13 protein-coding genes are annotated in these 12144 nt (G+C 71.6%); 7 read left to right on the forward strand and 6 right to left on the reverse strand.

Features of this window, described 5'->3' with window-relative positions:
* Positions 1-41 precede the first annotated feature (41 nt).
* Positions 42-461, reverse strand: coding sequence for a YciI family protein (locus tag TR48_RS01520; RefSeq protein WP_042363974.1), 420 nt, complete (start codon positions 459-461; stop codon positions 42-44).
* Positions 462-576: 115 nt separating this feature from the next.
* Positions 577-1686 carry a hypothetical protein gene (locus tag TR48_RS01525; RefSeq protein ID WP_042363975.1) on the reverse strand — a complete coding sequence of 370 codons (1110 nt, stop codon included), beginning with the start codon at positions 1684-1686 and terminating at the stop codon, positions 577-579.
* A 183-nt stretch (positions 1687-1869) separates the two neighbouring features.
* Between TR48_RS01525 and TR48_RS01530 the strand changes: the two genes are divergently transcribed.
* The 3 genes from TR48_RS01530 to TR48_RS01540 all read left to right on the forward strand — a co-directional run bounded on the left by TR48_RS01530 (position 1870) and on the right by TR48_RS01540 (position 4120).
* Positions 1870-3090: an LLM class flavin-dependent oxidoreductase gene (locus TR48_RS01530; protein ID WP_052442328.1), complete on the forward strand. Its 1221-nt coding sequence runs from the start codon at positions 1870-1872 to the stop codon at positions 3088-3090.
* A 129-nt stretch (positions 3091-3219) separates the two neighbouring features.
* Positions 3220-3606: a helix-turn-helix transcriptional regulator gene (locus tag TR48_RS01535; protein WP_042364185.1), complete on the forward strand. Its 387-nt coding sequence runs from the start codon at positions 3220-3222 to the stop codon at positions 3604-3606.
* A gap of 73 nt (positions 3607-3679) precedes the next feature.
* On the forward strand, positions 3680-4120 hold the full coding sequence (locus TR48_RS01540; RefSeq protein ID WP_042363976.1) for a VOC family protein: 441 nt from the start codon (positions 3680-3682) through the stop codon (positions 4118-4120).
* 217 nt (positions 4121-4337) lie between these two features.
* Here the strand turns inward: TR48_RS01540 and TR48_RS01545 are convergent, their stop codons facing one another.
* The 4 genes from TR48_RS01545 to TR48_RS01560 form a co-directional block, all read right to left on the reverse strand.
* Positions 4338-5132 (reverse strand): hypothetical protein, encoded by a 795-nt coding sequence (locus tag TR48_RS01545; protein ID WP_042363977.1) that lies wholly within the window; start codon positions 5130-5132, stop codon positions 4338-4340.
* A gap of 167 nt (positions 5133-5299) precedes the next feature.
* Positions 5300-5950: a DsbA family oxidoreductase gene (locus tag TR48_RS01550; protein WP_042363978.1), complete on the reverse strand. Its 651-nt coding sequence runs from the start codon at positions 5948-5950 to the stop codon at positions 5300-5302.
* A 66-nt stretch (positions 5951-6016) separates the two neighbouring features.
* Positions 6017-7024: an LLM class flavin-dependent oxidoreductase gene (locus TR48_RS01555; protein WP_042363979.1), complete on the reverse strand. Its 1008-nt coding sequence runs from the start codon at positions 7022-7024 to the stop codon at positions 6017-6019.
* A 46-nt stretch (positions 7025-7070) separates the two neighbouring features.
* On the reverse strand, positions 7071-8369 hold the full coding sequence (locus tag TR48_RS01560; protein ID WP_042363980.1) for a YhgE/Pip domain-containing protein: 1299 nt from the start codon (positions 8367-8369) through the stop codon (positions 7071-7073).
* A 398-nt stretch (positions 8370-8767) separates the two neighbouring features.
* Here TR48_RS01560 and TR48_RS01565 point away from each other — a divergent pair, with 398 nt between their 5' ends.
* The 4 genes from TR48_RS01565 (at position 8768) to TR48_RS01580 (ending at position 12141) form a co-directional block, all read left to right on the forward strand.
* Complete coding sequence (locus TR48_RS01565) at positions 8768-10618, forward strand: carbohydrate-binding module family 20 domain-containing protein (protein WP_052442329.1); 1851 nt, start codon at positions 8768-8770, stop codon at positions 10616-10618.
* A 26-nt stretch (positions 10619-10644) separates the two neighbouring features.
* Positions 10645-11160, forward strand: coding sequence for a GNAT family N-acetyltransferase (locus TR48_RS01570; RefSeq protein WP_042363981.1), 516 nt, complete (start codon positions 10645-10647; stop codon positions 11158-11160).
* A gap of 227 nt (positions 11161-11387) precedes the next feature.
* A complete protein-coding gene (gene cynS, locus TR48_RS01575) occupies positions 11388-11858 on the forward strand; it encodes a cyanase (protein WP_042363982.1) in 471 nt (156 codons plus the stop codon).
* Between the two features lie 7 nt (positions 11859-11865).
* On the forward strand, positions 11866-12141 hold the full coding sequence (locus tag TR48_RS01580) for a hypothetical protein (RefSeq protein ID WP_052442330.1): 276 nt from the start codon (positions 11866-11868) through the stop codon (positions 12139-12141).
* Positions 12142-12144 lie beyond the last annotated feature (3 nt).

Raw genomic sequence — 12144 nt, forward strand, 5'->3', positions numbered from 1 at the left:
CTCCGAGGCGGCGCGCGACGGGCCTTCGGGGGCGTCGGGCATCAGAGCTGGCCGGTCCGCTCGCGCCAGGCGCGCTCCCTGACGATCCACTCGTTGTCCTGCGGGAACTCCTCGATCCCCGGCACCCGCCGGATCTCGCACTTCGAACCGGGGATCGCGGGCATGCGCCGGGCCCACTCCACGGCCTCCTCCTTGGACGCCACGTCGAGCAGGTAGAAGCCGCCGAACAGTTCCTTCGTCTCCCCGTAGGGCCCGTCGGTGACGACGGGGGTCTCCCCGCTGTAGTCGACCACGACGCCCTGGCCGGGATCGTCCAGCCCCTCGGCGGCGACGAGAACGCCCGCCTTGATCAGCTCCTCGTTGAACCGGCCGACGGTCTCGAGCATCTGGTCGAACGGCGTGCCCATCATCTTCGCCAGCGACTCGTCCGTGTTCCGCATGATCAGCATGTACTTCGCCATCTCGGCCTCCTGGTGCGGTGTGAAGGTCGCTCCTCGACCTTCTCTACCCCAGGTCGAACGGCGCGGGCGTGGATCGACACGGCCGACGGAATTCTTTCAGGATCTTTCCCGGCGCTCAGAGCCGACGGGCCATCCGCAGGCGGACGTGACCGCGACGGCGCGGGAAGACGCGGGACCACAGCCGGCGCCAGGGCGGCTCCAACGGGGCGCCGGCCCAGTTGTGGTAGGAGAAGCGCAGGCCCGACGCCCCGGCGACCTGGGCCACCTGGGTGTCGAGGTAGCCCAGGCCCGGCATGGTGAGCAGACGGCGGCCTGAGGAGTCCAGCAGCAGGATGAGCACCTCCGAGGCGGGCTCGCCGACGTTCTGCTCGTGCAGCCAGACCAGCTCGACCGGGCGGTCCGCCAGCGGTCCGCGTGCGGCCCGCTCCGCCGCGCCGGGCTCCGCCGCGCCGAGCCGGACGGCGACGACGTTGCGGCGGCCGTCGGTGAGGGTCAGCGTGGTCCCGTCCCAGCGCAGCGAGGACTCCCGCAGCCAGGTGCGGTACGCGCGGCCGACCGGATCCAGGCTCAGCATCGACGCGGCCCGCCCCCTGGTCGGCCGTGCCTCGCAGGCGGGCCCCAGGTGTGCGGCGGGCGCGACCGACCGGCGTGGCACGGGCGTGCCGGCGTAGCCGCGGTCCGGGTCGAAGTCGAGCGGGGACACCCGCGCGCTCTCGGCATTCAGTTCCCGCACCGCCTCGGCGAGTCGGGCCGTGCGCACCTGGAGCCGGAGCGCGCGCGGGGCGGCGCCCCACAGCGCGCTCTCCACCAGGACCGGGATCGGGGCCAGCACCACCGCCCAGAGCGCGGCGACGCCGGCCTCGTGCGCCAGGGCGCCGTGCGCGCCCAGATGGACGACGAGCCCGACCGAGGCGCCGAACCCGGGCACCGAGGCCGCCCGCAGCGCGATCCGCCGGCTGCGTTCGCGCAGGCGCAGCGCGTCCGGCAGTCCCTCCTCCGGCGCGTGCCACACCCGCCAGCCGACGGCGGCTGCAGCGAAGGGCAACGCCCCTGCCATCCACAGGTGTTGGGCGTGCGCGGTGCGGTGTTCCGCGCCGACCACGACGAGGACCAAGCCGGTGGCGCCGAGCACCCCCGTCACCGCCCGTCGGAACCCCTGCCGTGCGCGTGCCGTCAGGCGGCGCACAGAACGCGAGGTGACGCCCCACCAGATCATCATGCTCATCGCGTCCCCGTTCCCCCGAAGCGCGCGGACCGATTTCCCGGCAGCTGGAGTATCCACCCGCACGGGCCCTCGGCGGCAGGGGTGCGGCGGGGATTCCCACGGCCGTTGCCTTGTCGCCAAATCTGATGGATAGTCAGATGCTTTTGCGGCGCTGCACACTCCGTCCCAGCCAGGAGGACCCCCGTGGAATTCGGCATCTTCGTCAACGGGTTCATCCCCGGCCCGGCCGCGCACGACCGGGCCTCGGAGCATCTCGCGCTCCGCCGCGAGATGGAGATCGCCATCAAGGCGGACCAGCACCACTGGAAGTTCGTCTGGTTCGGGGAGCACCACTCCCTCACCGAGTACAGCCACATGTCCGCGCCCGAGGTCGTCATGGGCTACGTCGCCGCGCGCACCGAGCGGATCCACCTCGGCACCGGCATCAACTCCCTCTCCCCGCGCAAGGAGCACCCCGTCCGCTTCGCCGAGCGCGCGGCCATGCTGGACCACGTCACCGAGGGCCGCTTCGAGTGGGGCACGGGCAGAGGCGCGGGCTCGCACGAGCTGAAGTCGTTCAACATCCTGGAGACCGACTCCACCAAGCCCGAGTGGGACGAGGTCTCCCGCGAGATCGTGCGGATGTGGGAGCAGTACGACTACTCCTTCGAGGGGCGGCACTTCACCGTGCCCACCCCGCACAACATCCTGCCCAAGCCCTACGGGCACTCCCACCCGCCGATCTGGATGGCCTGCGGCAACCCGCCCTCGTTCGCCAAGGCGGGCTCCCTCGGCATCGGCGCCATCGCGTTCAACTTCGAGCCGATCTACAACCTCAAGGGCCGCATCGAGGCCTACAAGGAGGCGGCGGAGAACCCCGTCGAGATCCTCGGCGACTACCAGAACAACAACGTGATGATGACCAACGCCGTCGTCTGCCTCAATGACCGCAAGCGGGCCCGCGAGATCGCGCTGTCGGCGGGCAACGCCTACATCGTGACCCTGGTCAACCTCTACCACGACACCATGCCGAAGTCCGCCGACGGCATCACCTGGCCCGAACCGCCGATCAACCTCGGCGCGTTCGGCGGCGAGGAGCTGCTCGACGAGCTGATCGCCGGCGGTTATCTGCTCTGCGGCACCCCCGACGAGGTCTGCGAGCAGGTCGAGGCCTACCAGCGCGTCGGCTGCGACCAGTTGGTCTTCGGCCTGGCGGGCGGAATGACCTTCGAGGAGCACCTCGAGATGGTCGAGCTCTTCGGCGACCGGGTGATCCCCGAGTTCGACCGCAGCCTCGAGATCTCCACCGAGGTCTACCGCCGGAACGCGGGCGCGCCCAAGTACCCGCCGTTCAACAACCCCGTCGATCCGGACCTCAAGCACACCGTGCTGCCGCTCAGCGCGATCCTGCCCGTGCCGGACTGAGCGGGCAGGACTGAGCGGGCCCCGGCCGCCGCGTGCCAGGATCGAGGGGTGACCGGGACCGCCACGCCCACGGGCGACGCCGCGGCGCGGCTCGCGCAGCTGCGCCGGATGCGCCTGGCCAAGGACGCCATGGACCGCGACTGGGCCGAGCCGCTCGACCTGGACGCGGTCGCCCGCGCGGCCGGGTACTCGCGCTACCACTTCATCCGCGTCTTCCGCGCCGTGTACGGGCAGACGCCGGGGCAGTACCTCAGCCGCCGGCGGATCGAGCGCGCCGAGGAAATGCTGCGCACCGCCGACCTCTCCGTCACCGAGATCTGCGCCCTGGTCGGCTTCAGCAGCCTCGGCACCTTCTCGTCGAGCTTCAAGAGGCACACCGGCCTCAGCCCGAGCGCGTACCGGGCCCGGCACGTCGACCGGGGGAGCGCCCTGGTCCCCGGCTGCTACGCCTTGCTCTGGCACGGCGGCTTCAAGCCGTTCCGGCTCCAGGAGCGCAATTCCGAAGAAGCGGGCTGAGCCCTCACGTCCCTACGGTGGTGATCAGGAGCGAGGGCGGGGACACGCCCCGCCGGAACCCGAGGAGGCTGTCGTGATCAAGGGCATGTCCATCGCCAACGTCTGGGTCCTGGACCACGACCGGGCCAGGGAGTTCTACACCGAGAAGCTCGGACTCGAGATCCGCACGGACATGACGATGGGCGAGGGCGGCATGCGCTGGCTCACCGTCGGGGCCAAGGACCAGCCGGATCTGGAGATCACGCTGATGGTCCCGGGCCCGCCCGCGCTGGACCCGGAGTCGGCGGAGGAGCTCAGGAAGCTCGTCGCCAAGGGCGTCCTGGGCGCGGGCGTCTTCGCCACCGACGACATCCACGCCGACTACGCGGCCATGAGGGCCCGCGGCGTGGAGTTCCTGCAGGAGCCGCAGGAGCGGCCCTACGGGACGGAGGCGATCTTCCGTGACGACTCCGGCAACTGGTTCTCCTTCACGCAGCGCCGTGCGGAGCTGGACTTGGGCAAGGACTGGGGCTGAGGCTCCGGGGCCTGGTCGGCCAGCCACCACCGCACGAAAGAGGCGGGCAGGCGGACGGGCAGTTGGTGCGGGTTCTCGTTCGCTTTCATGGCCCCCAGCCTGGTGCGTGGCCCAGGGGTGTGGGGGAGTAGCGCGGGGGCGGCGAAACCTGGCGAATCGAGCAGGTGCACTAGCTTCGCCGCCCGCGGACCCCGGGTGGTTCGGTGTGCCGGGTGGCTCAGGCGAACTCGGGTGTGGCCGGGACCGGCGCCGGGCCGTCCAGCGCCCCGATGTGATCCGGCATCCGCAGGCTGACCATCCGGTACCAGCCGCCCAGCCGCTCCCCCGCGTACATCGCGTGGATGCCCGCGCTGATCGCCGCCGCCTGCGCCTTCGGCCAGTGCAGGATGTCGGCCATCCGTCCCATGACCGCCAGGCTGACGTCGCGGTAGACGCGGATCTCGGCGGCAGCGCTCAGGTCCAGCAGGTCCTTGATCTCGCGGCCGCGGCCCGTCGCCGCGAGGCGCAGCAGCTCCTCGTGGCAGTACGCGAGGTGGTTGTCCTCGTCGCGGCAGATCATGCGGACCGCCCTGCCGATGTCGTGGTCGTCGCCGAAGTACCGCACCAGCATCCGCATCTGCTCGCTCGCGCGCTGCTCGGTGACGCGGCTGTGGGCGAGGTAGGCGACGACGTCGTGCTCGTCCAGGCGCTTGTCCGCGCTCAGCTTTCGATGGGACAGGCCGATGCCCCGGCGCTCCAGGATCATCGTGTAGTCCGCCTCCGGCGGCACCGGCACCGGTGCGAGGCCGCGCTTGTGCAGCAGCGCGTTGAAGATCCGGCCGTGCTTGTCCTCGTCCGCCCCGTGCCGGGCGACCCGTGGCGCGAGGTATCCCAGGCTCTCCGGCAGCAGCGCCGCGATGCGCCCGTTCTCCCAGCCGCCCTGCGCCTCGCCGCTCGCCGCGATCGAGCAGAACAGCCGGAACGCCTCGTCGTCGTCCAGGATCTCCCGGAACACGCTCTTCGCCGTCAGCACATCCTCACCTCATCCGGACGTACGAGCCTTCGTCCCAGCCTTCGCCAGGCGAGGGGCCGCCACAACCGAGGTGAGGCCGCCCGGGTGACGCGCGGCGCCGGAGCCGGGCGGAGCCACCCCGTCGGACTCTGGCTGCGGACCCGGGCAGCGGACTCAGGGCTGCGGACTCAGGGCTGCGGGACCGCCCGGGAGGCCCAGGCCTGCTCCAGTGCGGAGCTGAACGCGGCCGGGGGCTGGGCGCCGGAGACGCCGAGGCGGCGGTCGAAGACGTAGAAGGGAACGCCGGTGGCGCCGAGCGCCGCCGCGGTGGCCTCGTCCTCGCGGACGGCGTCGGCGTGCGCCGTGGGGTCGGCCAGGACCTCGGCGGCCTGCCGCTCGTCCAGGCCGGCCTCCACGGCGAGGGCGAGCAGCCGGCCGGGTGCGAAGGGCGAGGTTTCGCCGTCGAAGTTCTCGCGGTAGAGCAGGTCGAGCAGTCGCCCCTGGAGGCCCTGCTCCTCGGCGAAGTGCAGCAGCCGGTGCATGTCGAAGCTGTTCGCGACGTCGCGCTCGGAGCCCCGGTAGGACAGTCCCTCGCCGTGCGCGTGGGAGGCGATCCGCTCCTCGGCCTGGCGCGCCTGCTCGACGCTGATCCCGTACTTCGCGGCGATGGCGGGCAGGACCGGGCGCGGCTCGTGCGGGGCCTCCGGGTCCAGCTCGAACGAGCGGTGGACGACCTCGACCTGGTCCCGGTGCGGGAAGGCGGCCAGCGCCTTCTCGAAGCGGGCCTTGCCGATGTAGCACCACGGGCAGTTGATGTCGCCCCAGATCTCCACGCGCACGGTCTTGCTCCTCTGTTCCTGGTAGTGCCCCTCAAGGATACATGAGGTGCTCAATAGTTATGAAAGTCAACCTCTTGGCTCGAGCCCGCCCACGCGGGCCAGGCCGGCCAGGGAAGCGCGCAGCCGGGCGGGGTCGTAGGCGCTGGCGGTGACGAGGATCTCGTCGGCCCCGGTGGTGGCGACCAGCTCGTCCAGCGCCGTCCGCACCTCGGCCTCCGTCCCGGCGAGGTGGCCGGCCCGCGCCTGCTCGACGTGGGTCCGCTGCCGCGCGGTCATCCGCGCCGTCCGCACGGCCTCGGGCGGGGAGAGCGGCGGGAACGCGCCGAGCGTGCGGGCCTGGGCCAGCGACCAGGACTCGGCCGCCAGCATCTCCCGCGCCTCCTCGGCCGTACCGCCCACCGCGACCGGCGCGGCGACGACGAGGTAGGGCTCGTCCCGCCATGGGGAGGGCTTGAACGCGTCCCGGTACTCGGTGACCGCGGCCAGCAGCCGCGCCCGGTCGTGCACCCCGCCGACCACGACCGGCAGGCCCGCCTCGGCGGCGATCCGCGCCCCCGCGCCGAGTGCGAGGACGAACGGCGGCACGGGCGGCCCGTCCGCCGGGTGCACGCGCACCCCGGGACGCCGCTCGCTCCCGCCCCGCATCAGGTCGAGCAGCTCGGCCAGCTGCTCGGGGAAGTCGTCCGCGTCCCGCACGGTGTGCCCGAGCGCCTCCTGCACGGCGCGGGTGAAGCCGACCGAGCGGCCGAGCCCCATGTCGATCCGGCCGGGAAAGAGCGACCCGAGCACGGCGAACTGCTCGGCCACCACGAGCGGCCGGTGGTTGGGCAGCATCACCCCGCCCGTCCCGACCCGGATCCGCGACGTCGCGCCCGCGACGGCCGCTGCCAGCACGGTCGGGGCGGACCCGGCGATCCCCGGCACGCCGTGGTGCTCCGACACCCAGAACCGGTGGTAGCCGAGCTCCTCCGCGTACCGCGCCAGGGCGACGGTGTCGCGCAGCGCCTGCGCGGCGGTCTGGCCCTCGCGCAGCACGGACCGGTCGAGCAGGGAGAGCTTCAGCGGTGCGTTCACACGAGGAGCAACCCGGCGCAGGCCCGGAGCCTTCCCGCGACGGGCCTCAGGTCGGTTGGCGCTCCGGTTGCGGCGTCAGCCGGTGGAGGCCCTTGCGGTCGTAGTAACGGGTCATGCCGAAGCCGAAGAGGAGGGCGGCGGCCCAGCCGATGGCGATCATGATCCAGGCCCGGACCAGCCCGGCGTCGGCGCGGGCGTCGAAGTAGAGGATCGCGCGCACGCCGTCGCTGAGCTGCCGCATCGGCTCGAAGACGGCGAGGAACCGGTAGAAGCCCGGGACGGCCTGCAGCGGGACGGTGGCGCCGGAGGACGGCAGGGCCAGGGCGATGAAGACGAACATCGCCACCAGCTGCCCGATCCCGCCGAAGGCCGCGTTGATCGCCTGCACGCCCAGGCCTACGGCGAGGCTCGCGCAGTAGGAGAAGATCCACAGCAGCGGCAGGTGCGGGGCGTCCATGCCGAGGATCGCGATGGTGGCGACCATGACCAGCGTGGTGGTGAGGACGACGATGAACGACGTCATGGTCATCTTCAGCAGCAGCGTCTGCGTCCGGTCGATCGGGACGGTGGGGCGCCGGGAGTGCCAGGGACCGAGCTCGGAGTCGGCGTAGCCGAGGGCGGTGTCGACGCCGTTGTGGACGATGTTGGCCCCGATGAAGCCGGTCAGCACCAGCAGCAGCGTGTAGTAGAAGGCGGTGAGCCCGAGGCCGCTGTGGGCGCCGATCGGGTGGCCCTGCTGGGTGGTGACCGAGACGGGGTCGCCGAGCAGCGTCTGCGTGGTCGCGTCGGCGCCCTGGGCGGCGGCCGCGTGCGAGAGCTGCTTGCCGATGGCCACCGACGCCTGGTGGGCGGCGTTCTGGGAGATCTGTGCGGCGAGCGAGGAGCCGAGGCTGCCCATGCCCGGATTGGTGAGCACGGTCAGGGTGGGCGCGGCGGTGGCCTTGGTGGTGCCGAGCGCCTCGACCGAGGAGGTGAAGTCCTTGGGGACGACCAGCGCGCCGTAGATCCTGCCGGAGGAGAGCTGGTCCTGGGCCTCGGCGGCGGTCAGCTGTCGCCACTGGACGGTCGTGCCGGGCGTCTGCGCGGGGATGGCGGCCGTGATCTGCGTGCCGAGGTTCTGCGTCTGGCCGGGCGGCGGCGCGCCCTGGTCCTCGTTGACCAGCGCGATGGGCAGCCGGTGCAGGTTGCCGTCGGGGTTGAGGATGCCGCCCATGTAGAGCAGGGAGAGGAAGAGCGCGACCAGGGCGCAGAGGATCGTCGGGATCAGCCACAGCCGGCCGTTGCGGGCCACCGTGAGGGCGCGGGCCCCGCGGGAGGGCGGCCGGGGAGAGCTTGCGGTGGCCATGGCGCTCCTCGTCTCGGGGTCCCGGCGGCGGGTCGGGCGGCGGTCTGGACCGTGGTCCGGCGCCCATGATCTCGGCTGATCCGCGCGCCGCGGGCGCGCGGCGGCGCGACGCCACGGGGAACACCCGGATGGCCCCAGGGCACCCGGGGGCCGTAGCAAGCTGTTGCCGCAAGTTGCGGTAAGAATTTCCACGCGGTTATTGACGCCGTCATCAACACCGCGAGAAGGTCACGTACGCGGCGGGCGGTCACAGCCGGGGACAGGTCGTGACCGACCGTCGCGCACCCACCCCCTGGCTCCCCACGGCCACCGGATCCCTCCCGCGCGACGACGCGCTCACGTCGTGCTGCCCGGCCCCGGTCGACCGCGGCCGGGCCGTGCGCACAGGAGAGAGCCCCATGAAGCGCATCCAGAAGCGCGTCCCGTCGAGACCGCAGCCGGGACAGGACATACCGCGACGCGCGACGAGCCGCCAGGCCCGCTGGGCCGGTGTCGGCGCACTGCTGGCCGGTGCGGTGCTGCCGCTGACGGTGCAGGCCGTGCCCGCGCACGCCGCCGCCGCGCCCGACGGCGGCGACGTCATCGCCAACCTCTTCGAATGGAACTGGGCCTCCGTCGGGAGCGAGTGCACCAACGTGCTCGGCCCCAAGGGCTACGGCGCCGTCGAGGTGGCCCCGCCGGAGGACTCCATCCGGCTCGCCGGATCGACCCACGCGTGGTGGGACGTCTACCAGCCGATCGGCTACGACCTCAACAGCCGGATGGGCAACGCCGCGCAGTTCGCCGCCATGGTGACGACCTGTCACAACGCGGGCGTCAAGGTCTACGCCGACGCCGTGCTCAACCACATGGCGGGCAACAACAACACCAGCACCGACTCCTACGGCGGCGACACCTTCAACTCGTCGACCGAGAGCTACTCCCAGCCCGGCTACACCGGCTCCGACTTCCACCAGTACCCGGGCAACTGCCCCAACTCGGACCTGTCCATCCAGGACTGGAACAACCAGACCCAGGTGCAGGAGTGCGACCTGTCCAACCTGGAGGACCTCGCCACCGAGACCTCGCACGTGCGCCAGCAGGAGGCGGGCTACCTCAACACCCTGGTCGCCGCGGGCGTGGACGGCTTCCGGATGGACGCCGCCAAGCACATCAACCAGGCGAACATGGCGGCGATCCTCTCCCAGGTGCACAACACCACCTGGACGAACACGCGGCCCTACGTCTACCAGGAGGTCATCCCCGGCAGCACGAACAGCGCGCTGCAGCCGGCGGCCTTCGAGTCCAACGGCAGCGTCATCGAGTTCACCTACGCCCAGGACCTGAAGGCCCAGTTCACCGGGAACATCGCCAACCTCAAGACCTTCGGCCAGAGCTGGGGCCTGGAGCCGGCGTCCGCCTCGACGTCGATGGTGACCAACCACGACACCGAGCGCAACGGCAGCACCCTGAACTACAAGTCCGGCGCGAGCTACATCCTGGCCAACCTCTACGAACTGGCCTGGGGTTACGACGTGCCGCAGGTCTACGCGAGCTTCGACTGGACCAACAGCGACGACTCCCCGCCGGCCGACGCCAACGGGTTCGTGACCAACACGGACTGTTCCAACGGCTGGTTCTGCACCGACCGCAACCAGGGCGTCGCCAACATGGTCGGCTGGCACAACGCCGTCGCCGGGCAGTCGGTGAGGAACTGGTACGACGACGGCAGCAACTTCATCGCCTTCAGCCGCGGCGACCGGGGCTGGATCGCGATCAACAACGAGAGCAGCGCCAAGACCGTCACCGTCGAGACGGGCCTGCCAGCCGGGAACTACTGCGACGTCATCCACGGCAACCTGACCCCGTCGACCGGCGCGTGCTCGGGCTCGACCGTCTCGGTCGCGACCAACGGCACCGCGACCGTCACCGTTCCGGCGATGGACGCGGTGGCGCTCTATCTGCCGACGGCCGCCTCCGGCACAGTCGGTGAGTCCTTCGGCGTCAACGAGACGACCAGCTGGGGCCAGAACGTCTACCTGGTCGGCTCGATCCCGGCCCTCGGCAGCTGGAACACCGCCCAGGCGATCCCGCTCTCCTCGTCCGGCTACCCGGTCTGGAGCGGCACGGTGACCCTGCCGGCCAACACCTACGTCGAGTACAAGTACATCATCAAGAACTCCGACGGCTCGATCACCTGGGAGCCGGGCAACAACCACTCCTTCACCACCGGCGCGTCCGGCAACGGGAGCCTGAACGACAGCTGGTAGCAGCCGCAGGCCCTAGCCTGCGGGGTATGGAGCGACCCACCCTGCACGGAACGTCCGTCACCCTGCGTCCCGCCGGGTCGGCGGACGTTTCCGCGCTTGCGGAGATCCGCGCGACGCCGCAGGTGCGGCGGTGGTGGCGCGGCGGCGAGGATCCCGCGGCGGAGGTCGCCGCGGAGCTGGCCGACCCGGCGACCCCGACCCTGGTGATCGAGTACGAGGGCCGTGTCGTCGGCGCGATCCAGTGGCACGCGGAGGAGGAGCCGGACTACCGCCACGCCGGGATCGACGTCTACCTCGACCCCGCCCGCCACGGCCGCGGCCTCGGCGCCGACGCTGTCCGCACCCTCGCGCACCACCTCGTCGACGACCTGGGCCACCACCGCCTCACCATCGACCCCGCCGCGGACAACGCGGCGGCGATCCGCTGCTACGAGAAGGTCGGCTTCCGCCGCGTCGGCGTCATGCGCCGCTACGAACGCGGCCTGGACGGGACCTGGCACGACGGCCTGCTGATGGACCTCCTCGCGGAGGAACTGAGCTGACACCCGCCCTGTGCGGCGTCGGGTGAGGCGACGGGGGCGGGGTTCAGGTGGCGGGTGGGCCGCCCGCGCGCTGGCGGGGCAGCGGGTGACCCTGCGCGGCTGGGTCTTCGACATCGCCACCGCACGTCGAGGAGATCCGGAGCAGCGGTTCCGCCACGCTGCTCGTAGCCTGACTGCGACCCCTGACTCCCGTTCGTCGACTGCCCCGCAATCGAGAGGAACTCCCCATGCTGCACGCCCAGTTCGACCCCACGACCCGCCAGCTGCTGGCCGCCGCCGCGGTCGAGGCCAAGACCCGCAAGGACCTCTCCTGGCAGGAGATCGCCGACGCCTCCGGTCTGTCCGTCGCCTTCACCACGGCCGCCGTCCTCGGCCAGCACGCCCTGCCGGAGGCCTCCGCGAAGGCGGTGGCCGAGCTGCTCGGCCTGGACGACGACGCGGCACTGCTGCTCCAGACCGTCCCGACGCGCGGCTCGATCCCCGGGGGCATCCCCACCGATCCGACGATCTACCGCTTCTACGAGATGCTCCAGGTGTACGGCACCACCCTGAAGGCCCTCGTCCACGAGCAGTTCGGCGACGGCATCATCTCCGCGATCAACTTCAGGCTCGACGTGAAGAAGGTCGCCGACCCCGAGGGAGGCGAGCGCGCCGTCATCACGCTGGACGGCAAGTACCTGCCGACCAAGCCGTTCTGACGGCGAGGTGCTGGCCCAGAGCCCGAACCGGGTCGCCCGGACCAACGACCCCACCGCCCACGCGGAGATCCTCACCACCCGCGACGCCTACGAGCCGCATTACGTGGACGACCGCAAGTACTTCGAGCTGGCCAACTTCTACGAGGAGTTCGCCAAGAGCCGGGAGGAGCGCCGGCTGCCGATGCGCTGTCAGCCGCAGGAGGACGCGGTCGAGCTCTGCCGCGAGTGGCAGCAGAGCAACGGCGGGGAGCGACGGGCGGCCGGTAGTCCCACAGCCGGCTGAGCC

It is taken from the genome of Streptacidiphilus neutrinimicus, from assembly GCF_000787815.1.
In the GTDB taxonomy this organism is placed as follows: Bacteria; Actinomycetota; Actinomycetes; order Streptomycetales; family Streptomycetaceae; genus Streptacidiphilus; species Streptacidiphilus neutrinimicus.

Bases quoted from the DNA above. Each gene is read 5' to 3' on its own strand.
- TR48_RS01520 (WP_042363974.1), bottom strand. From the start codon at position 461: ATGGCGAAGTACATGCTGATCATGCGGAACACGGACGAGTCGCTGGCG.
- TR48_RS01525 (WP_042363975.1), bottom strand. From the start codon at position 1,686: ATGAGCATGATGATCTGGTGGGGCGTCACCTCGCGTTCTGTGCGCCGC.
- TR48_RS01535 (WP_042364185.1), top strand. From the start codon at position 3,220: ATGGACCGCGACTGGGCCGAGCCGCTCGACCTGGACGCGGTCGCCCGC.
- TR48_RS01560 (WP_042363980.1), bottom strand. From the start codon at position 8,369: ATGGCCACCGCAAGCTCTCCCCGGCCGCCCTCCCGCGGGGCCCGCGCC.
- TR48_RS01565 (WP_052442329.1), top strand. From the start codon at position 8,768: ATGAAGCGCATCCAGAAGCGCGTCCCGTCGAGACCGCAGCCGGGACAG.
- TR48_RS01570 (WP_042363981.1), top strand. From the start codon at position 10,645: ATGGAGCGACCCACCCTGCACGGAACGTCCGTCACCCTGCGTCCCGCC.
- cynS (WP_042363982.1), top strand. From the start codon at position 11,388: ATGCTGCACGCCCAGTTCGACCCCACGACCCGCCAGCTGCTGGCCGCC.